We start from the raw sequence: 20447 nt of genomic DNA on the forward strand, positions 1-20447 counted from the left end.
TAAATACAGCGAAACGATAGTGGCACAACGAGATTATGTACGTCGCGGCCAGCCGGCACCTTCGCGACGCAAAAAGAGCACCTCACGGAGCAAGCAGCGTAGCCTGCCTTCTGTCTCGCCAGCAATGGTCGCGATTGCTGCCGCCGTTCTGGTGGCCTTCATCGGTGGTCTGTACTTTATTACTCACCACAAGAAAGAAGATGCTGAAGCCCTTCAGGGCAATAAGGTGGCCGGAAATGGTTTGCCGCCAAAACCGGAAGAGCGCTGGCGCTATATTAAAGAGCTGGAAAGCCGCCAGCCTGGCGTGCGTGCGCCCACCGAGCCTTCTGCCGGTGGTGAGGTGAAAAACGCCGATCAGTTAACCAACGAACAACGCCAGTTGCTGGCCCAGATGCAGGCCGATATGCGCCAGCAGCCGACGCAGCTAAACGAAGTGCCGTGGAACGAACAGACACCACAGCAGCGTCAGCAAACCCTGCAACGTCAGCGTCAGGTTCAGCAGCAAGTGCAGCAGCAGCAACAACAGCAGTGGGCGCAAACCCAGCCGGTGCAGCAGCCTCGCACCCAGCCGCGTGTAACGGAACAGCCTTATCAGCAGCCACAGCAGCCAACGCGCACGGTGCAGACACAGCCAGTACAGCAACAGCCGAAAACGCAGCCGCAAAAGCCTGCAACCTCGACCCAGCCGTATCAGGATCTGCTGCAAACGCCTGCTCATACTGCCGCGCAGCAGCCTAAAGCGCAGCCACAGCAGAGCGCACCGGTAGCGCAAGCCACCGAAGCACCGAAACCAACGGCTGAGAAAAAAGACGAGCGTCGCTGGATGGTACAGTGCGGTTCGTTTAAAGGTGCTGACCAGGCAGAGACCGTGCGTGCACAGCTCGCGTTCGAAGGATTTGACTCACGCATTACCACCAACAACGGCTGGAATCGCGTGGTCATTGGGCCAGTTAAAGGCAAAGATAATGCTGATGGCACAATCAGCCGTCTTAAAGTCGCTGGTCACACAAACTGCATTCGACTCGCCTCCGGGGGTTGAAACCCCCAAAATCTCCCCCATCTATCATTCTATTCAGCCCCGAGCACAGGCTCGGGGTATCTGTTCCCAATTTGTAACCAGGGGGTCTGCTCGTGACAACAATTGTAAGTGTACGCCGTAACGGCCATGTGGTAATCGCCGGTGACGGCCAGGCCACGCTGGGTAATACCGTCATGAAAGGCAACGTGAAAAAAGTCCGCCGTCTGTATAATGACAAAGTGATTGCCGGTTTCGCTGGCGGCACCGCTGACGCGTTCACGCTGTTTGAACTGTTTGAACGCAAACTGGAAATGCATCAGGGCCATCTGGTCAAAGCCGCCGTTGAGCTGGCGAAAGACTGGCGTACCGACCGTATGCTGCGCAAACTTGAAGCGCTGCTGGCCGTTGCCGATGAAAACGCCTCTCTGATCATCACCGGTAATGGCGACGTCGTTCAGCCAGAAAATGATCTGATTGCTATCGGCTCCGGCGGTCCTTACGCCCAGGCCGCAGCGCGTGCTCTGCTTGAAAATACTGATTTGAGCGCTCGCGAAATTGCCGAGAAGGCGTTGGGTATTGCAGGTGATATCTGCATCTACACCAACCACTTCCATACCATCGAAGAATTGACCTCTAAAGCGTAAGGATCTCCCATGTCTGAAATGACCCCACGCGAAATTGTCAGCGAGCTGAACAAACACATCATTGGCCAGGATAACGCCAAACGCTCCGTTGCCATTGCCTTGCGTAACCGCTGGCGCCGCATGCAGCTCGACGAAGAGCTGCGCCATGAAGTGACCCCGAAAAACATTCTGATGATCGGCCCGACCGGTGTCGGTAAAACCGAAATCGCCCGTCGTCTGGCAAAACTCGCCAACGCACCGTTCATCAAAGTCGAAGCGACTAAATTCACCGAAGTGGGCTATGTCGGTAAAGAAGTGGATTCCATCATCCGCGATCTGACCGACTCCGCAATTAAAATGGTGCGCATTCAGTCAATCGAGAAAAACCGCTACCGCGCCGAAGAGATGGCTGAAGAGCGCATTCTCGACGCGCTGATCCCACCGGCTAAAAACAACTGGGGCCAGTCAGAGCAGCCGCAGGAGCCATCCGCCGCGCGCCAGGCATTCCGCAAAAAACTGCGTGAAGGCCAACTGGACGACAAAGAGATTGAGATCGATCTGGCCGCAGCGCCAATGGGCGTCGAAATCATGTCCCCTCCGGGCATGGAAGAGATGACCAGCCAGCTGCAGTCCATGTTCCAGAACCTGGGCGGCCAGAAGCAAAAACCGCGTAAGCTGAAAATCAAAGATGCGATGAAGCTGTTGATTGAAGAAGAAGCGGCGAAACTGGTGAACCCGGAAGAGCTGAAACAAGACGCGATCGACGCCGTTGAGCAGCACGGCATCGTGTTTATCGACGAAATCGACAAGATCTGTAAGCGCGGCGAATCCAACGGCCCGGACGTGTCTCGTGAAGGCGTTCAGCGCGACCTGCTGCCTCTGGTTGAAGGCTGCACCGTATCGACCAAACACGGCATGGTCAAAACTGACCACATCCTGTTTATCGCTTCCGGCGCATTCCAGGTGGCTAAACCGTCCGATTTAATCCCGGAACTGCAGGGTCGTCTGCCGATTCGTGTTGAACTCCAGGCGCTGACCACCGAAGATTTCGAACGTATCCTGACCGAGCCAAATGCCTCCATCACCGTGCAGTACAAAGCGCTGATGGCGACCGAAGGTGTGAACATCGAGTTCACCGCAGACGGCATCAAACGTATCGCCCAGGCCGCGTGGCAGGTGAACGAAACCACCGAGAACATCGGTGCGCGTCGTCTGCATACCGTGCTTGAACGCCTGGTGGAAGATATCTCGTATGAAGCCAGCGATCTGAACGGTCAGAGTATTACCATTGATGCAGATTATGTGAGTAAACATCTGGATGCGTTAGTGGCAGATGAAGATCTGAGCCGTTTTATCCTATAATCGCGCTTAATGTAATTTCATCATCATTGATGGGGGCTACTGCCCCCATTTTTATTGGCTAAATACTATGACTGAAATCAGCCGTACTCAGGCGTGGCTCGAAAGCCTTCGCCCTAAGACATTACCTTTGGCATTTGCCGCGATTGTTGTGGGTTCTGCCCTGGCCTGGTGGCAGGGGCATTTCGATCCATTGGTCGCTGGCCTTGCGCTGATCACCGCCGGTTTGCTGCAAATCCTCTCTAACCTTGCTAACGACTATGGCGATGCGGTGAAAGGCAGCGACAAACCCGACCGTATCGGGCCATTGCGCGGGATGCAAAAAGGGGTGATTACCCAGGCGCAAATGAAGCGCGCGCTGATTATCACTGTCGCGCTGATTTGCCTTTCGGGCCTGGCGCTGGTCTCCGTGGCCTGTAAAACGACCGCTGATTTCATCGGCTTTATGGTGTTAGGCCTGTTAGCCATTGTGGCGGCAATCACCTATACCGTCGGTACACGTCCTTACGGTTACATCGGTCTGGGTGATATCTCCGTGCTGGTCTTCTTCGGTTGGCTGAGCGTGATGGGCAGCTGGTATCTGCAGGCTCATACGCTGATTCCCGCGCTGTTCCTCCCGGCGACCGCCTGCGGTTTGCTCGCAGCGGCGGTGTTGAACATCAATAACCTACGCGATATCGACAGCGATCGTCTGAACGGCAAAAATACCCTGGCGGTACGCTTAGGCCCGGTGAATGCGCGTCGCTATCACACCGGCCTGCTGATGGGTGCGCTGGTATGCCTGGCGCTGTTTAACCTGATTTCTCTGCACAGCATCTGGGGCTGGCTGTTTGTCCTGGCCGCACCGCTACTGATCAAACAGGCCCGTTTCGTGATGCGCGAGAAAAGCCCTGCCGCGATGCCCCCGATGCTCGAACGCACGGTAAAAGGCGCGTTATTGACTAACCTGTTGTTCGTCATTGGGATTGTGATGAGCCAGACGCTGGGTTAACTGACAAATATCAATTAACAATTGATGATTTTGCAAACAATGCGATTCGCGCGATATACTGAACACATTCGCAGCAACCAGACAGTAAACCTATGAAATACGATACTTCCGAGCTTTGTGACATCTATCAGGAAGATGTCAACGTCGTGGAACCGCTGTTCTCCAACTTTGGTGGACGGTCTTCGTTTGGCGGACAGATCATCACGGTAAAATGTTTCGAGGATAACGGGTTGCTGTATGAACTTCTCGAACAGAACGGCCGGGGTCGCATTCTGTTGGTCGACGGTGGCGGTTCTATGCGCCGCGCGTTAATCGACGCCGATCTTGCCCGTCTTGCCGTGCAGAACGAGTGGGAAGGCCTGGTGGTGTACGGTTCTGTGCGCCAGGTGGACGATCTGGAAGAGCTGGATATTGGCATCCAGGCCATCGCGGCGATTCCGGTCGGCGCGGCGGGTGACGGCATCGGCGAAAGCGATGTGCGCGTCAACTTCGGCGGCGTGACGTTCTTCTCCGGTGACCATCTTTACGCCGACAATACCGGCATCATCCTTTCCGAAGATCCGCTGGATATCGAGTAATAAAAAGCCGGGTGGCGCTAGCGCTTACCCGGCCTACTTTTCTGCGTCACGACTCTTCATTCCCCTAAAGATTTCGCGTTGTAGCATGGCGGCAAGCGAATGAATCCCCAGGAACATAGAAACCTATGTGACTGGGGTGAATGTGCGCAGCCAACGCCGCTACGGCGCGAAAGATGTCAGGGAATTAGACTTCTTCCATACGCCCTAAGAGTGCCTGCAGACGATCCTGCCAGCCGCTCTGCTGCTCACGCAGCTGGCTGTTTTCACGCTCAAGCTCTTCGCGGCCGTGTTGAGCAGACTGCACTTCCTGCGACAGCGAATTATTCTTTTCTTTCAGCTCTTCGATTTCCATCTGCAGCAGCGTGATGGTGTCAATCGCCTGCTGTACTTTCGATTCCAGTTTCTCAAACACTTCTAATGACATGGTCATACCTCTCCTGAATTGCAAGGCGACGCTTTAACGAAAACGCGCACAACATATAGTTGTCGATTGTATGGAGCGCCGCCGTCCCTGTCCAGCGGCACGCCGCGCAGATTGCGGTTTGCAACACTTTTCATCCTGGTCCTGGTGCGTTCGCTGCATATACCCCTAAATTGTTAATACTTTAGTTAATGAAATGATTCAGCTCTCATTTTAAGGATGATGCAAAAACGCGCTTTATGGCGCGATAACGCTCATTTTATTGACGCAGACCACACATTTTGATTTCGATATTTCTCGTTTTTGCTCGTTAACGATAAATTAACACCATGTCTACAGGACATCGCGGCTGTCCGTTGTCGCTGCGCTAACAATAACATTCATCTTTCTTCAGGATTCCGATTATGAGTCAGACATCAACCTTAAAAGGCCAGTGCATCGCCGAGTTCCTTGGTACCGGGTTGTTGATTTTCTTCGGGGTAGGCTGTGTTGCTGCACTGAAAGTGGCGGGTGCTACGTTCGGTCAGTGGGAAATCAGCATCATCTGGGGTCTGGGCGTGGCGATGGCCATCTACCTGACCGCAGGGGTTTCCGGCGCACATCTTAACCCGGCGGTGACCATCGCATTGTGGCTGTTCGCGTGCTTCGATAAACGCAAAGTCGTACCTTACATCATTTCACAATTTGCCGGCGCCTTTTGCGCAGCGGCATTAGTTTACGGGCTTTATTACAATCTTTTCATCGACTTCGAACAGACGCATCATATGGTGCGCGGCAGTGTCGAAAGTCTTGATCTGGCGGGTATCTTCTCCACTTATCCGAACCCACATATCAATTTTGTGCAGGCGTTCGCGGTTGAAATGGTGATTACCGCTATTCTGATGGGCGTCATCATGGCGCTGGGCGATGATGGCAACGGCATCCCACGTGGCCCGCTGGCACCGCTGCTGATCGGCTTGCTGATTGCGGTGATCGGCGCATCGATGGGGCCGCTGACTGGCTTTGCGATGAACCCGGCGCGTGACCTTGGACCGAAAACCTTCGCCTTCTTCGCAGGCTGGGGCGACGTGGCCTTCACCGGCGCGAAAGATATTCCTTACTTCCTGGTGCCGCTGTTCGGCCCGATTGTAGGGGCTGCGCTGGGTGCATTCGGCTATCGTAAATTAATTGGTCGCCACTTACCGTGCGACACCTGTGTGGAAGAAGAGAAGGAAACGACCTCTACCGCACAACAAAATGCTTCGCTGTAATCTGACTACGGGACACTTACTATGACCGACAAAAAATATATCGTTGCGCTCGACCAGGGCACTACCAGCTCCCGCGCTGTCGTAATGGATCATGACGCGAATATCGTCAGCGTGTCACAGCGCGAATTCGAACAAATTTATCCTAAGCCAGGCTGGGTAGAGCACGACCCGATGGAGATCTGGGCGACCCAGAGCTCCACGCTGGTCGAAGTGCTGGCGAAAGCCGACATCAGCTCCGACGAAATTGCCGCAATTGGTATCACCAACCAGCGTGAAACGGCGATTGTCTGGGAACGCGAAACCGGTAAGCCAATTTATAACGCCATCGTCTGGCAGTGCCGCCGTACCGCGGACATCTGCGAAAAGCTCAAGCGCGACGGCATGGAAGAGTACATTCGCAGCGCCACCGGCCTGGTGGTTGACCCGTACTTCTCCGGCACCAAAGTGAAGTGGATTCTGGACCACGTGGAAGGCTCACGTGAGCGTGCAAAACGCGGCGAACTGCTGTTCGGTACTGTGGACACCTGGCTTATCTGGAAGATGACGCAGGGGCGCGTTCACGTGACGGATTACACCAACGCCTCACGTACCATGATGTTCAACATCAACACCCTCGAATGGGATGACAAGATGCTGGACGCGCTGGATATTCCACGCGCCATGCTGCCGGAAGTGCGCAAGTCTTCCGAAGTCTACGGTCAGACCAACATTGGCGGTAAAGGCGGCACGCGTATTCCTATCTCCGGCATCGCCGGTGATCAGCAGGCGGCGCTGTTTGGCCAGCTGTGCGTGAAAGAAGGGATGGCGAAAAACACCTACGGTACTGGCTGCTTTATGCTGATGAACACCGGCGAGAAAGCGGTGAAATCAGAAAACGGCCTGCTGACCACCATCGCCTGCGGTCCAAAAGGTGAAGTGAACTATGCCCTGGAAGGCGCAGTATTCATGGCGGGTGCATCCATTCAGTGGCTGCGCGACGAAATGAAGCTGATCAGCGACGCGTTCGATTCCGAATATTTCGCGACCAAAGTGAAAGACACCAACGGCGTGTACGTGGTACCGGCATTCACCGGTCTGGGCGCGCCGTACTGGGACCCGTATGCCCGTGGTGCGATCTTCGGCCTGACGCGCGGTGTGAACTCAAACCACATCATCCGTGCCACACTCGAATCCATCGCCTACCAGACGCGCGACGTGCTGGAAGCGATGCAGGCTGACTCCGGCATTCGCCTGCACGCTCTGCGCGTGGATGGCGGCGCGGTGGCGAATAACTTCCTGATGCAGTTCCAGTCCGACATTCTGGGCACCCGCGTGGAGCGCCCTGAAGTGCGTGAAGTGACGGCGCTCGGCGCAGCGTACCTGGCCGGTCTGGCGGTGGGCTTCTGGCAGAACCTGGACGAGCTGCAGGAGAAAGCGGTCATCGAACGTGAATTCCGCCCAGGCATCGAAACCACCGAGCGTAACGTTCGCTACAGCGGCTGGAAAAAAGCGGTGAAACGCGCGCTGGCGTGGGAAGATCACGACGAGTAATTCGACCATTCCCCTCACCCTAACCCTCTCCCAAAGGGAGAGGGTACTCGCCGGTTTTCTCCCTCTCCCGTGGGAGAGGGCCGGGGTGAGGGCATCAAACCGCACCCCTCCCCACTCTGTGATAAACTTCGTGCAATTCCTTTTGACTGCACGAGTATCTGATGAGACGTGAACTTGCTATCGAATTTTCCCGCGTAACCGAAGCCGCCGCACTGGCAGGCTATAAGTGGTTAGGCCGCGGCGATAAAAATATCGCTGACGGCGCTGCCGTCCACGCGATGCGCATTATGCTCAACCAGGTCAACATTGACGGCACCATCGTCATCGGCGAAGGCGAGATCGACGAAGCGCCGATGCTCTTCATCGGTGAAAAAGTCGGGACCGGCAACGGCGACGCGGTGGATATCGCCGTCGACCCGATCGAAGGTACCCGCATGACCGCGATGGGCCAGGCTAACGCGCTGGCGGTTCTGGCCGTCGGCGATAAAGGCTGCTTCCTCAACGCACCCGATATGTACATGGAAAAGCTGATTGTCGGACCGGGTGCAAAAGGGTCTATCGATCTCAATCTTCCGCTGGAAGAGAACCTGCGCAATGTTGCCGCCGCGCTGGGTAAACCGCTGAGCGAACTCACCGTAACGATTCTGGCGAAACCGCGCCACGACGCGACCATTGCGCAGATGCAGCAACTGGGCGTGCGCGTGTTTGCGATTCCCGATGGTGACGTAGCCGCGTCTATTTTGACCTGTATGCCCGATAGCGAAGTCGACGTGCTGTACGGCATCGGCGGCGCACCGGAAGGCGTGGTGTCCGCCGCGGTCATTCGCGCGCTGGATGGCGATATGCAGGGCCGCCTGCTGGCGCGTCATGACGTTAAAGGCGACAACGAAGAGAACCGTCATATCGGTGAAGATGAGCTGGCCCGCTGCAAAGCGATGGGCATTGAGGCCAACAAAGTGCTGCGTCTCGATGAAATGGCACGCAGCGATAACGTCATCTTCTCGGCCACCGGCATCACCAAAGGCGATCTGCTGGACGGCATTACCCGCAAGGGCAACATGGCGACCACCGAAACGCTGCTGATTCGCGGCAAGTCCCGCACCATCCGCCGCATTCAGTCGATTCACTATCTCGATCGCAAAGACCCGAACGTACAGACGCACATTCTGTAAGGCAATTTGTTCGAATGAGCTTTCCAGCCGCAACAGGCTGGAAATCTCCCTCGCAAGAATGGAAGATAGCGTAAGAAAACAGCTCAGGAGAAGGTTATGGCGGAGTGGGTAACAGGAAAAGTCACAAAGGTAGAGTTCTGGACCGATGCACTATTTAGCCTCACCGTGCATGCCCCCATTCACCCTTTTACCGCCGGGCAATTCGCCAAGCTGGGGCTGGAAATTGACGGTGAACGCGTGCAGCGCGCCTATTCCTACGTCAATGCGCCCGATAATCCGGATCTGGAGTTTTATCTGGTCACCGTTCCTGACGGTAAATTAAGCCCGCGTCTGGCAGCGCTGAAACCGGGCGATGATATTCAAATTGTTAGCGAAGCGGCGGGTTTCTTCGTACTGGAGGAAATTCCTGATTGCGACACTCTTTGGATGTTAGCCACCGGTACCGCCATCGGCCCTTATCTGTCGATTTTGCAGTACGGGAAGGATCTGGAGCGTTTCAACAATATCGTACTGGTTCACGCCGCGCGTTATGCCGCCGACCTGAGCTATCTCCCGCTGATGCAGGAACTGGAAAAGCGTTACGAAGGGAAGCTGAAAATCCAGACTGTGGTGAGTCGTGAAACGGCGGAGGGTTCGCTGACCGGGCGAGTACCGGCGCTGATTGAGAGCGGAGAACTTGAAGCAGCCGTTGGGCTAACCATGACCACCGAAAACAGTCATGTGATGCTGTGCGGTAACCCGCAGATGGTGCGCGATACCCAGCAGTTGCTGAAAGACTCCCGGCAGATGACCAAACACTTGCGCCGCCGACCGGGCCATATGACCGCTGAACACTACTGGTGATCAGAGATACTTCACGTCCAGCGTGTCTTTCCCGTATTTATTCTCGCCCTGGGTGCCGACAAATGCGCCCAGGTCGATAACGGTCATCACAAAAATCACCGTCGGGATCAGTTTACCCACCACCCACGGCAGTATTGACGGCAACATTGACCAGTTTCCTGCAACCAGCATCCACGCCAGAATGATCAGCAGCGCCCACAGGCCTGAGCGTCCGCGATCGTGCAGACGTTTAACCATCACTGACGCCGTTGGCCAGAGTAGACACACCAGCGCAAACGCCGCCGTTTGGGTGCCTAGCCAGTTGCTGTAGGCCAGACCGAAAAGCACCAGCATCGCGACAATCCACGTGCCAATCCAAATCCAAAAATCACGGCGTCCAATACGCCCTTTGAATGAAAACAACCACTGCTGTATGGTCATGTAAGGTTCCTTTTTATTGTATGCCGCGTAGTTTACCCTGGAGTTGTGACCTTTTGACAAGCAGACCGGATATCGTTTTAATCATGAACAGTTACCTACAGGGACAATTTTCATGAAACGTTGGGCTCACCCTTTTTTGCTTTGTTTTACCTTGCTGAGCGCCAGCTTTTCCCTGTTCGCCGCCGACGCGCCCGCGACCGCGCCCTATCTTTTACAGGGTGCGCCATCTTTTGATCAGTCGATCAGCCAGTTTCGCGAAACGTTTAACCACGACAATCCGAAACTCCCTCTCGGTGAATTTCGTGCTATCGACAGTGCGCGCGATACGCCAACGCTGACGCGTGCCGCCAGCAAAATTAACGAAAATCTCTACGCCTCCACGGCGCTGGAGCGCGGCACGCTGAAAATCAAAAGCATGCAAATCACCTGGCTGCCGATCCAGGGCCCGGAGCAAAAAGCCGCGAAAGCCAAAGCGCTGGAGTACATGAGCGCCATTCTGCGTGCGTTCACCCCGGTTCTGACCAAAGCCCAGAGCCAGCAAAAGCTGCAAAAATTGCTGACCAGCGGCAAAAACAAGCGTTACTACGCCGAAACGGAAGGCGCGATTCGCTATGTTGTCGCAGATAACGGCGAAAAGGGACTGACCTTCGCTGTTGAACCGATTAAGCTGGCACTATCTGACGCACTCGGAGGGGCGAATTAATGACAAAAAGCAAAGCCTTTCGAGGGAAAATCTCTATACTGATTCACAGACCATGCTGCTCTCACGGGCGGCCATAATCCTTAATTCGCTTATTGAGCGTGGAGAATTGAAATGCGACATCCTTTAGTGATGGGTAACTGGAAACTGAACGGCAGCCGCCACATGGTAAACGAGCTGATTGCCAACCTGCGTACAGAGCTGGCTGGCGTGACCGGCTGTGCGGTAGCGATCGCTCCACCAGACATCTATCTGGATCTGGCTAAACACGCCGCTGACGGCAGCCACATCGTGCTGGGCGCGCAGAACGTTGACGTTAACCTGTCTGGCGCATTCACCGGTGAAACCTCAGCAGAAATGCTGAAAGACATCGGCGCACAGTACATCATCATCGGTCACTCTGAGCGTCGTACTTACCACAAAGAATCCGACGAATTCATCGCCAAGAAATTCGCTGTGCTGAAAGAGCAGGGTCTGACTCCAGTTCTGTGCATCGGTGAAACCGAAGCAGAAAACGAAGCAGGCAAAACCGAAGAAGTGTGTGCACGTCAGATCGACGCTGTGCTGAAAACTCAGGGCGCAGCGGCGTTCGAAGGCGTGGTTATCGCTTATGAGCCAGTTTGGGCGATCGGTACCGGCAAATCTGCGACTCCAGCGCAGGCACAGGCTGTTCACAAATTTATCCGTGACCACATTGCTAAAGCCGACGCGAAAGTGGCTGAGCAAGTGATCATCCAGTACGGCGGTTCCGTTAACGCAGCGAACGCAGCAGAGCTGTTCACCCAGCCGGACATCGACGGCGCGCTGGTTGGCGGCGCATCCCTGAAAGCAGACGCTTTCGCGGTAATCGTTAAAGCAGCAGAAGCAGCTAAACAGGCGTAATTGGTTTCCCCTCACCCCGGCCCTCTCCCAAAGGGAGAGGGTTAGGGTGAGGGCATCAGACCGCACTGAATCGTAGGCCCGGTAAGGCGAAGCCGCCACCGGGCTTTTTTTTACAACCGTCCCAACACACTAAACCACAGATAATCCAGCGGCAGCAGCACCACATACGTCGCTACCGCCAGCGCCAGACACAGCAACATTCCCGCTCTCGCAGGCACTTTCCCCAGCCCCATCGCCACCACAATCGGCGACGCCTGATACGGCAGCAGCGGCGTGGAATATCCCAGCACCTGAATCATAATCACCGACAGCAGCGGAAAACCGGTTGCATCCGAGAAACTTTGCGCAAGCGTGGTGTACAGCGCGGGTACGCCGTTGGCGGTCATAATGAAATTGAGCGCCGTGGTGATGCCGGTCAGGGCGAGGAAACTGGTGAACGGTTTATCCGCATCAAGCGGCATCAGGCGCAATAGCGCTTCGCCGACGGCACTGCCGATACCCGTTTGCGTCACCGTGATCGCCAGCCCCAAAATCCCCGCTACGTAGATACAGGTGCGCATATTCACCCCCGCCGAAAACTCCTCGCCGGTGATAAAGCCAATGCGCGGCAGCATCACGATCACCGACGCCGCCAGCCCCGTCCAGGCCGGACCAACGCCGTGCCAGCTCTCCGTCACCCACATCACCAGCACCACCGCCAGCAGCCATGCCAGACGCTTTTCGTCGCGCCCCATCGGCTCTGCGGGAGCGAGATCTCGCGCGGGTTTCGGCGCACCCGGAAACAGCCAGCAGATCAGACCAATCAGAATCAGGCCTTTGAGAATGCCGAGCACCGGCGTGTGCAGCAGCAGATACGGCACGTAATTCAGGTGGATGCCGTAAGAGCCTTCCGCCGCGCCGCTCATCACCAGGTTCGGGACGTTAGCGGGCAGGATGGTCGCAGAGAGCTGGAAAGTGCCGAACCCAACGGCCAGCGCCAGGCCATACCACGCCCGCGAGCCGTCCGCGATGTTGGCCCGTTTCGCCATCGCCGCCACAATTGGCATCAGTAGCGCGATGCGTCCCATGTTCGACGGCATCACAAACGCCAGGGCATAACTCAGCAGTACCACGCTTGCCACCATCAGCGGCCACGAATCGGTAAGCTTCGCTGAGAGTGCCCGCGCGGCCCTGTCCGCCAGACCCGTTTTGCGGATCGCCACGCCGAGCACGAATCCGCTGAACACCAGCCAAAACGCCGAGGAAGCAAAGCCGCCAAAAATCACATCTGGCGGCGCGATTTTGGCGGTCATCGCCGCCGTGAAGAACAGCAGCGCGGTGATAAATTCCGGCAGGAGCGAGGTCGCCCACAGCACGATGGTGACGCCAACGATAACCGAGGGCAGGAACAGAGGGTGGGTAAACCAGAGCGACATACCTGTCTCCTGTAGATTTTTTCAGCAAGTCTACGGCGACAGGCAGCGCGAGTAAACGCGATTTATAGTGGGGTTACTGGAGGATACGGCATTGATGATCCTGCAATTCCTCAGCGGAGGCGCGGTTAAGCAGCAGCAGATTGCGCTCCGTCGCCAGCAGCACAAAAGAACCGTCGGACTGCTGGGCCATCGCCAGCGCAAAGCGGCCCATGTGCTCGCGCGCTTCCGGCAGTTCATCCGCCAGCATCATAAACGGGCTGCGCTGCACCAGCTCGTTTTCCGTCACTCGTCGCGCCAGATATTCATGCCCTTCCAGCCCGCCGGGGAACGGCAGCCACTGGGTGCTGATCTGCCCCTGATTCGCATCCAGCTTTTCCCGCACATCGGCGCGCAGGCAGGAGATGTGGATATGGAAGTGATTTTGCGTGCGCCCGGTCGGGGAGTTGATGGTCAAGGAGACTGCGCTGTCAGGCACATCCGCGCCGCGCTTCATGCTCATAAAATTGCGCGACTGCCACGCCAGCCAAAAAAAGTTAGGTGTTTGCGGCTCAGTGAGCAACGGGCTTTCGGTGCCGTTGATGCGGTACGTTGGCATCAGGAGATACTGCAGCGGGCCATTGCGGTCTTTAAACACGACATACCCGGCGTCCGGTTTGACCTGCGCGCACGGCGCGGGCTGGCGGTTGTTCAGCTGATTCGGCAGACACTGGTCGAGAACGATATGGCGCAACGCGTCCGGATTGCCGGTCTTCATCCACAGCCAGCCGCCAGCGGCGAGGACAACGACAGCCGCAATGAGGGCAATGATCTTCTTCATAACGCGTTCCCTGTTTTCGTAAGAGGCGAAAGAGTAACGCAAAATCATGACAAATAAAAAAGCCCGGCGGATTTCTCGCGCCGGGCCACCGTGTCATGCGTTGATTAGCGTTTGCTGATCTGGTCGAAGGTACCGCCGTTAGAGAAGTGCTCTTTCTGCGCTTTCGCCCAGCCGCCGAACTCCTCGTCGATGGTAAACAGCTTCAGTTTCGGGAACTCGCCGTCGTATTTTTTCGCCACAGCCGCATCACGCGGACGGTAGAAGTTCTTCGCGGCGATCTCCTGGCCTTCCGGCGAGTAGAGATATTTCAGATAGGCTTCTGCCACCGCTTTGGTGTCTTTCTTCTCGACCACTTTGTCGACGATGGAAACGGTCGGTTCCGCCAGAATCGATTCGCTTGGCGTCACGATTTCAAACTTGTCTTTGCCCAGTTCGTTGGTCGCCAGCAGCGCTTCGTTTTCCCATGCAATCAGCACATCACCGATACCGCGTTCGACGAAGGTATTGGTTGCGCCACGTGCGCCGGAGTCCAGCACTTCAACGTTTTTAAACAGGGATTTGACGAACTCCTGCGCTTTGGCCTGGTCGCCGTTGTTGTGATGCAGGGCGTAGCCCCACGCCGCCAGGTAGTTCCAGCGTGCGCCGCCGGAGCTTTTCGGGTTCGGGGTGATGACCGAAACGCCCGGTTTAATCAGGTCGTTCCAGTCATGAATCTGTTTCGGGTTGCCTTTACGCACCAGGAAGACGATGGTCGAGGTGTACGGCGCAGAGTTGTCCGGCAGGCGTTTAATCCAGTTCTTATCAATACGACCGCGCTCTGCAATGGCGTCCACGTCATAGGCCAGCGCCAGCGTGACCACGTCGGCTTCAATGCCGTTGATGACAGACGTCGCTTGTTTGCCCGAGCCACCGTGCGACTGGCGAATCACCACGTTATCGCCGGTTTCTTGTTTGTAGTGGGCCGCAAAGGCTTTGTTGTATTGATCGTAAAGCTCACGCGTCGGATCGTACGACACGTTCAGTAGCTGGATATCCTTCGCCAGAACGCTGCTTGATGCCAGCAATAACGTTAACCCCACGCCCCATTTATTCATCTTCCAACTCTCATTATGTTGTGTTTGATGAATGCAGCGTGCCAGAAAGCGAACCAATGATTAAAGAATAAAAAAAGATTGGCTATAACGGAGTGGAATAAAAAATGTTCAGCGGAGGTAAAAGCAAAACGGTAACCCAAAGGTTACCGTTTTTAGTGTTGGCTCCCTCTCCCCGTGGGAGAGGGTTGGGGTGAGGGCATCAGGCCGCATTGAACCCCGGTGTTTCGTAGGGCGGATAAGCGCAGCGCCATCCGCCTTTTTTGCCCGGTGGCGCTGACGCTTACCGGGCCTACGATGTTCGCGAGAGCTAATTAGTACAGCTTTTTCGCGCAGTCCAGCCAGTCACCTTTGAACGGACGCTTCATGCTTTCAATCGCGTCGATGATGTCATGGTGAACCAGTTTCTCGTTCTGAATACCCACGCAACGACCGCCGTGGCCTTGCAGCAGCAGATCGATCGCGTAAGCGCCCATACGGGAAGCCAGAATACGGTCGTAAGGACCCGGAGAGCCGCCGCGCTGAATGTGGCCCAGAACCGTGGCGCGCGTTTCGCGTTTGGTTTCGGTCTCGATGTATTTCGCCAGTTCGTCAACGTCGCAGATGTGCTCGGTGATAGCGACGATAGCGTGTTTCTTGCCTTTCGCGATACCGGCTTTGATTTCGTTAACCAGATCTTCACGGCTAAATTCAACTTCTGGCACCACGATGAACTCGCAGCCGCCCGCAATCGCTGCCGCCAGGGTCAGGTCGCCACAGTAGCGGCCCATCACTTCAACGATGGAGATACGCTGGTGAGAAGAAGAGGTGTCACGCAGACGGTCAATCGCTTCAACAACGGTACCCAGCGCGGTGAAGAAGCCGATGGTGTAGTCGGTGCCTTTGATATCGTTGTCGATGGTGCCCGGCAGACCGATGCACGGGAAGCCCATTTCAGTCAGACGTTTTGCACCCATATACGAACCGTCACCGCCGATAACCACCAGCGCGTCCAGGCCGCGTTTTTTCATGTTTTCGATAGCCACCTGACGGATGTGCTCTTCGCGGAATTCCGGGAAGCGTGCGGAACCGAGGAAGGTACCGCCACGGTTGATCATGTCAGATACGCTGTAGCGATCCAGTTGAACCATGCGGTCTTCGTACAGACCCAGGTAACCGTCATACACGCCAAAAATTTCCAGACCTTCGGTCAACGCTGCACGAACCACTCCACGAATGGCGGCGTTCATGCCTGGCGCATCACCGCCGCTTGTTAACACACCGATTTTCTTAATCATGACTACCTCTGAACTTAGGAATGCAAAAATGAAATCTGTTGCCGGAAGACATCTATTCGACCAATACTCCAAATAGTATATCAATCACTTCCAGCTGAATTGATTCAGGTCAGACCCAATGGCGGTAATTTATCCACAAAATGCTGGCCTGGCTCACTTTTTTACAACGAATTACGAAAGCTCAAAATGTCCTTTGCCTTCCTTGGGTACGACTGAGCAGGGGTCCTGGTGAATAATCACGTCTGAACCAGGGAAACGTCGCAAAATCGCCTGCTCTACCTGTTCAGCCACTAAATGCGCCTGAACCAGCGGTAAGTTGTCTTCCATTTCTAAATGAATCTGAATAAAGCGGGTCGGCCCTGACTGCCGCGTACGAAGATCGTGAGCACCGCTGACGCCGGGCCAGGAGGTCACGATTTCAAAGATTTCTTCTCGTTCAGCATCGGGAAGCGCGCGGTCCAGAAGTGATTGCACCGCTTCATACGCCATGCGTAAGGCGCTGTATAAAATATAAACCCCAATCCCTAACGCGAACAACGCGTCGGCACGATGCCATCCGTACCACGCCAGTCCGAGCGCAATAAGAATCGCGCCATTCATCATAACATCAGACTGATAATGAAGCATATCCGCCCGTACTGCCTGACTTTGCGTTTTGCGAACCACCCAGCGCTGGAACGTTACAAGAACAATTGTGCTAATAAGTGCGATAACGGTGACCACCACGCCAACGCCGGGATCTTTCATCGGTGTCGGTGACGCCAGATGCTGAATGCCGGTCAAAAACAGGAACAGCGCCGAACCGGAAATAAACATACTTTGCGCCAGCGCCGCCAGCGATTCCGCTTTGCCGTGGCCGAACGTGTGTTCTTCATCCGCCGGTTGCAGCGAATAGCGCACCACCAGCAGGTTGGTGAGGGATGCGGCAATATCCACCAGCGAGTCCACCAGCGCTGCCAGAATACTGACCGAGCCGGTATACCACCACGCAAAAATTTTGATTAGCAGCAAACACGACGCCATAACCGTCGCGGCGATTGCGGCACGGCTCACCAGCCGGCCATAGGATTGATTCATAAACACTCCTGTCATGCCATGCCGCTAGTATAACGGATGGAAAAGGAGTCAAAGGATGAATAAACGGTTAACAAACTTGAATGAAGGGCAAAAAAAACCCCCACATCATGTGGGGGAAGACAGGGATGGTGTCTATGGCAAGGAAAACAGGGTCTACTGGTTACTACGGGTATTGCTACTGAAAAACTTTGTCTCAGAGCTTTGTTGCATCCGGGCAACCTCACGCAACTGGTCCATCCGTTGCTGATGTTTGTCGTTCAAAACCGCTTGCTGCTCGGGCGATAACAGGTGGAACATTTGGTTGCGGACCCTGGCCATTTCGACCTGGCGGGCAACTTGCTCCTGCGCCATCTTTTCTGCCTGAGCGCGTACAGCGCTTTCGTCAAAATTTTCTGCGGTGACAAGGCGATGCATTGTCTCCATTTCGCTAACATTAACAGGGAGTCGATCGTGTCGTGCCCTGTGCATCAGATCTCGCATCTGTTGACGCTGATGTTCGGTTAAACTTATGCCGTCAAACATATTACTTTGGCCACTGTGCTGCGTAGTGCCCTCTACCGAGGGACCGTTATCGCCGGTAATGACTCCAGCAGCCTGGCTAAGAGCACTAAACGCCAGTGTTGAGGCCATGACGGCAGCGGTAACTATGCGCATCACTTGCTCCCAAAATCTTTCGTGTCGCGATTCAACGAGAGACATCTTACGATTCGGGCTGCAAACATGCGTCAGGGGGTGTAAAACAACGTAAAGTCATGGATTAGATAGCCTTGATGTCGTAATTTCTGCCTCGGAGGTATTTAAACAATGAATAAAATCCTGTTAGTTGATGATGACCGAGAGCTCACCTCTCTTTTGAAAGAGTTGCTCGACATGGAAGGCTTTAATGTTCTGGTTGCCCACGACGGGGAACAAGCGCTAAGTCTGCTTGATGACAGCATCGATTTACTTTTGCTTGACGTGATGATGCCGAAGAAAAACGGTATTGATACGTTGAAAGAATTACGCCAGACACACCAGACGCCTGTAATTATGCTGACCGCGCGCGGCAGCGAACTGGATCGCGTTCTCGGCCTTGAGCTGGGCGCGGATGACTATTTACCTAAACCGTTCAACGACCGTGAACTGGTGGCCCGTATTCGCGCGATCCTGCGCCGTTCCCACTGGAGCGAGCAGCAGCAGAATACCGACAACAGCTCTCCGACCCTGGAAGTGGACTCCCTGAGCCTGAACCCAGGTCGTCAGGAAGCGAGCTTCGACGGCCAGACGCTGGAGCTAACCGGCACCGAGTTCACCCTGCTGTATCTGCTGGCACAGCATCTCGGCCAGGTGGTATCGCGTGAACACTTAAGCCAGGAAGTGCTCGGCAAGCGTCTTACGCCGTTTGACCGCGCCATCGACATGCACATCTCTAACCTGCGCCGTAAGCTGCCGGAGCGCAAAGACGGTCACCCGTGGTTTAAAACCTTGCGTGGTCGCGGTTATCTGATGGTTTCCGCTTCATGATAGGCAGTTTAACCGCCCGCATCTTCGCCATTTTCTGGCTGACGCTGGCACTGGTTTTAATGCTGGTTTTGATGTTGCCCAAACTCGACTCACGCCAGATGACGGAGCTTCTCGACAGCGAGCAGCGTCAGGGCGTGATGATCGAGCAACACGTGGAAGCCGAACTGGCAAACGACCCGCCTAACGATTTGATGTGGTGGCGCAGGCTGTTTCGCGCTATCGACAAGTGGGCGCCGCCCGGACAACGCCTGCTGCTGGTCACCAGCGAAGGCCGCGTGATCGGTGCGGAACGCAATGAAATGCAGATCATCCGCAACTTCATTGGCCAGGCGGATAACGCCGATCACCCGCAGAAAAAGAAATACGGTCGGGTAGAAATGGTAGGGCCATTTTCCATCAAGGATGGGGAAGATAATTACCAACTCTATCTGATTCGACCGGCGAGCAGCTCCCAGACCGACTTTATCAACCTGCTGTTTGACCGACCGCTGCTGCTGCTGATTGTCACCATGCTGCTGAGTTCTCCCTTGCTGTTATGGCTGGCGTGGAGCCTGGCAAAACCGGCGCGTAAGCTGAAAAATGCCGCCGATGAAGTGGCGCAGGGCAACCTGCGACAGCACCCGGAACTGGAAGCCGGGCCGCAAGAATTTCTCGCCGCCGGGGCCAGCTTTAACCAGATGGTGACCGCACTTGAGCGGATGATGACCACCCAGCAACGCCTGCTGTCGGACATCTCCCACGAGCTGCGCACACCGCTGACGCGCTTACAGCTGGGCACCGCATTACTGCGTCGTCGCAGCGGAGAGAGCAAAGAGCTGGAGCGTATCGAGATGGAAGCGCATCGTCTGGACAGCATGATCAACGATCTGCTGGTGATGTCGCGCAATCAGCAGAAAAACGCGCTGGTGAGCGAAACGGTGAAAGCCAACCACCTGTGGCATGAGGTGCTGGACAACGCGGCGTTCGAAGCGGAGCAGATGGGGAAATCCTTCACCGTCAACTTCCCGCCTGGCCCGTGGCCGCTGTACGGTAACCCCAACACGCTGGAGAGCGCGCTGGAGAATATCGTGCGTAACGCCCTGCGCTACTCGCATACGAAGATTGAGGTGGCGTTCTCGGTCGATAAAGACGGCATCACCATCAACGTGGATGATGACGGTCCAGGCGTGAGCCCGGAAGACCGCGAGCAGATTTTCCGCCCATTCTATCGCACCGATGAAGCGCGCGATCGCGAATCCGGTGGGACAGGGCTGGGGCTGGCGATTGTCGAGACCGCCATTCAGCAGCATCGCGGCTGGGTGAAAGCCGATGATAGCCCGCTGGGTGGATTGCGCTTAACGCTGTGGTTGCCGCTGTATAAGCGTTCGTAGTCGCTGTGGTGCCGGGTGGCGGCTACGCCTTACCCGGCCTACGAATTCTGTGCGGGCTTTATGCCGGGTGGCGGCTTCGCCTTACCCGGCCTACAAATTCTGTGTGGGCT

The 20447-nt window shown here is 55.5% G+C and carries 21 protein-coding genes; 13 read left to right on the forward strand and 8 right to left on the reverse strand.

The features are described 5' to 3' along the window. Window positions 1-19: 19 nt before the first annotated feature. From ftsN to rraA, 5 genes are all read left to right on the forward strand, one after another. The gene (ftsN, locus tag JBO43_RS21095; RefSeq protein WP_103947773.1) at window positions 20-1039 is read left to right on the forward strand and encodes a cell division protein FtsN; all 1020 of its coding nucleotides are present in this window, start codon (window positions 20-22) and stop codon (window positions 1037-1039) included. A 92-nt stretch (window positions 1040-1131) separates the two neighbouring features. Beyond that, window positions 1132-1662, forward strand: a complete 531-nt coding sequence (hslV, locus tag JBO43_RS21100) for an ATP-dependent protease subunit HslV (RefSeq protein WP_095283956.1) — start codon at window positions 1132-1134, stop codon at window positions 1660-1662. A 9-nt stretch (window positions 1663-1671) separates the two neighbouring features. Beyond that, window positions 1672-3003 (forward strand): ATP-dependent protease ATPase subunit HslU, encoded by a 1332-nt coding sequence (hslU, locus tag JBO43_RS21105; RefSeq protein WP_095283957.1) that lies wholly within the window; start codon window positions 1672-1674, stop codon window positions 3001-3003. A 67-nt stretch (window positions 3004-3070) separates the two neighbouring features. After that, entirely contained in the window at window positions 3071-3991 is a 921-nt protein-coding gene (gene menA / locus JBO43_RS21110) for a 1,4-dihydroxy-2-naphthoate polyprenyltransferase (RefSeq protein ID WP_103947774.1), read from the forward strand. A gap of 92 nt (window positions 3992-4083) precedes the next feature. Continuing rightward, entirely contained in the window at window positions 4084-4569 is a 486-nt protein-coding gene (gene rraA / locus JBO43_RS21115; protein WP_095283960.1) for a ribonuclease E activity regulator RraA, read from the forward strand. 184 nt (window positions 4570-4753) lie between these two features. Here rraA and zapB read toward each other — a convergent pair whose 3' ends face one another. Continuing rightward, on the reverse strand, window positions 4754-4999 hold the full coding sequence (gene zapB / locus JBO43_RS21120) for a septal ring assembly protein ZapB (RefSeq protein WP_095283962.1): 246 nt from the start codon (window positions 4997-4999) through the stop codon (window positions 4754-4756). A 395-nt stretch (window positions 5000-5394) separates the two neighbouring features. On the opposite strand from zapB, the gene JBO43_RS21125 reads away from it, so the two are divergent. From JBO43_RS21125 to fpr, 4 genes are all read left to right on the forward strand, one after another. Continuing rightward, on the forward strand, window positions 5395-6240 hold the full coding sequence (locus JBO43_RS21125; protein WP_095283963.1) for an MIP/aquaporin family protein: 846 nt from the start codon (window positions 5395-5397) through the stop codon (window positions 6238-6240). A 21-nt stretch (window positions 6241-6261) separates the two neighbouring features. Next, the gene (gene glpK, locus JBO43_RS21130) at window positions 6262-7770 is read left to right on the forward strand and encodes a glycerol kinase GlpK (protein ID WP_095283965.1); all 1509 of its coding nucleotides are present in this window, start codon (window positions 6262-6264) and stop codon (window positions 7768-7770) included. A 161-nt stretch (window positions 7771-7931) separates the two neighbouring features. After that, a complete protein-coding gene (glpX, locus tag JBO43_RS21135) occupies window positions 7932-8942 on the forward strand; it encodes a class II fructose-bisphosphatase (RefSeq protein WP_202674977.1) in 1011 nt (336 codons plus the stop codon). A 96-nt stretch (window positions 8943-9038) separates the two neighbouring features. Next, on the forward strand, window positions 9039-9785 hold the full coding sequence (fpr, locus tag JBO43_RS21140; RefSeq protein WP_202674978.1) for a ferredoxin--NADP(+) reductase: 747 nt from the start codon (window positions 9039-9041) through the stop codon (window positions 9783-9785). Here fpr and JBO43_RS21145 read toward each other — a convergent pair whose 3' ends face one another. Beyond that, window positions 9786-10205: a DUF805 domain-containing protein gene (locus JBO43_RS21145; RefSeq protein WP_095283969.1), complete on the reverse strand. Its 420-nt coding sequence runs from the start codon at window positions 10203-10205 to the stop codon at window positions 9786-9788. Between the two features lie 112 nt (window positions 10206-10317). Here JBO43_RS21145 and JBO43_RS21150 point away from each other — a divergent pair, with 112 nt between their 5' ends. Continuing rightward, window positions 10318-10908 (forward strand): DUF1454 family protein, encoded by a 591-nt coding sequence (locus JBO43_RS21150; RefSeq protein ID WP_202674979.1) that lies wholly within the window; start codon window positions 10318-10320, stop codon window positions 10906-10908. Between the two features lie 111 nt (window positions 10909-11019). Beyond that, window positions 11020-11787 carry a triose-phosphate isomerase gene (gene tpiA, locus JBO43_RS21155; RefSeq protein WP_095283972.1) on the forward strand — a complete coding sequence of 256 codons (768 nt, stop codon included), beginning with the start codon at window positions 11020-11022 and terminating at the stop codon, window positions 11785-11787. Window positions 11788-11897: 110 nt separating this feature from the next. On the opposite strand, the gene JBO43_RS21160 is transcribed toward tpiA, so the two are convergent. The 6 genes from JBO43_RS21160 to cpxP all read right to left on the reverse strand — a co-directional run bounded on the left by JBO43_RS21160 (window position 11898) and on the right by cpxP (window position 18118). Further along, window positions 11898-13202: an SLC13 family permease gene (locus JBO43_RS21160; protein ID WP_095283976.1), complete on the reverse strand. Its 1305-nt coding sequence runs from the start codon at window positions 13200-13202 to the stop codon at window positions 11898-11900. Window positions 13203-13275: 73 nt separating this feature from the next. Continuing rightward, on the reverse strand, window positions 13276-14019 hold the full coding sequence (locus JBO43_RS21165) for a CDP-diacylglycerol diphosphatase (RefSeq protein ID WP_103950008.1): 744 nt from the start codon (window positions 14017-14019) through the stop codon (window positions 13276-13278). Between the two features lie 104 nt (window positions 14020-14123). Further along, on the reverse strand, window positions 14124-15113 hold the full coding sequence (locus JBO43_RS21170) for a sulfate ABC transporter substrate-binding protein (protein ID WP_095283979.1): 990 nt from the start codon (window positions 15111-15113) through the stop codon (window positions 14124-14126). 311 nt (window positions 15114-15424) lie between these two features. After that, complete coding sequence (gene pfkA, locus JBO43_RS21175) at window positions 15425-16387, reverse strand: 6-phosphofructokinase (protein WP_095283980.1); 963 nt, start codon at window positions 16385-16387, stop codon at window positions 15425-15427. 171 nt (window positions 16388-16558) lie between these two features. Then, the gene (gene fieF / locus JBO43_RS21180) at window positions 16559-17464 is read right to left on the reverse strand and encodes a CDF family cation-efflux transporter FieF (protein WP_095283982.1); all 906 of its coding nucleotides are present in this window, start codon (window positions 17462-17464) and stop codon (window positions 16559-16561) included. Between the two features lie 153 nt (window positions 17465-17617). Continuing rightward, window positions 17618-18118, reverse strand: a complete 501-nt coding sequence (gene cpxP, locus JBO43_RS21185; protein WP_095284427.1) for a cell-envelope stress modulator CpxP — start codon at window positions 18116-18118, stop codon at window positions 17618-17620. 150 nt (window positions 18119-18268) lie between these two features. Here cpxP and cpxR point away from each other — a divergent pair, with 150 nt between their 5' ends. Continuing rightward, complete coding sequence (gene cpxR, locus JBO43_RS21190; protein WP_006179159.1) at window positions 18269-18967, forward strand: envelope stress response regulator transcription factor CpxR; 699 nt, start codon at window positions 18269-18271, stop codon at window positions 18965-18967. Beyond that, window positions 18964-20337 (forward strand): envelope stress sensor histidine kinase CpxA, encoded by a 1374-nt coding sequence (cpxA, locus tag JBO43_RS21195; protein ID WP_095283986.1) that lies wholly within the window; start codon window positions 18964-18966, stop codon window positions 20335-20337. The genes cpxR and cpxA overlap by 4 nt, the downstream gene beginning before the upstream one ends. The last annotated feature ends 110 nt before the right edge of the window (window positions 20338-20447 follow it).

It is taken from the genome of Lelliottia jeotgali (genome assembly GCF_016771845.1).
Classification (GTDB): Bacteria; Pseudomonadota; Gammaproteobacteria; order Enterobacterales; family Enterobacteriaceae; genus Enterobacter; species Enterobacter jeotgali.

Excerpts from the sequence above, each read along its gene's own strand:
- cpxA (WP_095283986.1), top strand. The coding sequence starts at position 18,964 with ATGATAGGCAGTTTAACCGCCCGCATCTTCGCCATTTTCTGGCTGACG.
- JBO43_RS21145 (WP_095283969.1), bottom strand. The coding sequence starts at position 10,205 with ATGACCATACAGCAGTGGTTGTTTTCATTCAAAGGGCGTATTGGACGC.
- menA (WP_103947774.1), top strand. The coding sequence starts at position 3,071 with ATGACTGAAATCAGCCGTACTCAGGCGTGGCTCGAAAGCCTTCGCCCT.
- glpX (WP_202674977.1), top strand. The coding sequence starts at position 7,932 with ATGAGACGTGAACTTGCTATCGAATTTTCCCGCGTAACCGAAGCCGCC.
- fieF (WP_095283982.1), bottom strand. The coding sequence starts at position 17,464 with ATGAATCAATCCTATGGCCGGCTGGTGAGCCGTGCCGCAATCGCCGCG.
- pfkA (WP_095283980.1), bottom strand. The coding sequence starts at position 16,387 with ATGATTAAGAAAATCGGTGTGTTAACAAGCGGCGGTGATGCGCCAGGC.
- JBO43_RS21150 (WP_202674979.1), top strand. The coding sequence starts at position 10,318 with ATGAAACGTTGGGCTCACCCTTTTTTGCTTTGTTTTACCTTGCTGAGC.
- rraA (WP_095283960.1), top strand. The coding sequence starts at position 4,084 with ATGAAATACGATACTTCCGAGCTTTGTGACATCTATCAGGAAGATGTC.
- fpr (WP_202674978.1), top strand. The coding sequence starts at position 9,039 with ATGGCGGAGTGGGTAACAGGAAAAGTCACAAAGGTAGAGTTCTGGACC.
- hslU (WP_095283957.1), top strand. The coding sequence starts at position 1,672 with ATGTCTGAAATGACCCCACGCGAAATTGTCAGCGAGCTGAACAAACAC.
- zapB (WP_095283962.1), bottom strand. The coding sequence starts at position 4,999 with ATGACCATGTCATTAGAAGTGTTTGAGAAACTGGAATCGAAAGTACAG.
- glpK (WP_095283965.1), top strand. The coding sequence starts at position 6,262 with ATGACCGACAAAAAATATATCGTTGCGCTCGACCAGGGCACTACCAGC.
- cpxR (WP_006179159.1), top strand. The coding sequence starts at position 18,269 with ATGAATAAAATCCTGTTAGTTGATGATGACCGAGAGCTCACCTCTCTT.
- JBO43_RS21160 (WP_095283976.1), bottom strand. The coding sequence starts at position 13,202 with ATGTCGCTCTGGTTTACCCACCCTCTGTTCCTGCCCTCGGTTATCGTT.
- JBO43_RS21125 (WP_095283963.1), top strand. The coding sequence starts at position 5,395 with ATGAGTCAGACATCAACCTTAAAAGGCCAGTGCATCGCCGAGTTCCTT.
- cpxP (WP_095284427.1), bottom strand. The coding sequence starts at position 18,118 with ATGCGCATAGTTACCGCTGCCGTCATGGCCTCAACACTGGCGTTTAGT.
- JBO43_RS21170 (WP_095283979.1), bottom strand. The coding sequence starts at position 15,113 with ATGAATAAATGGGGCGTGGGGTTAACGTTATTGCTGGCATCAAGCAGC.
- tpiA (WP_095283972.1), top strand. The coding sequence starts at position 11,020 with ATGCGACATCCTTTAGTGATGGGTAACTGGAAACTGAACGGCAGCCGC.
- JBO43_RS21165 (WP_103950008.1), bottom strand. The coding sequence starts at position 14,019 with ATGAAGAAGATCATTGCCCTCATTGCGGCTGTCGTTGTCCTCGCCGCT.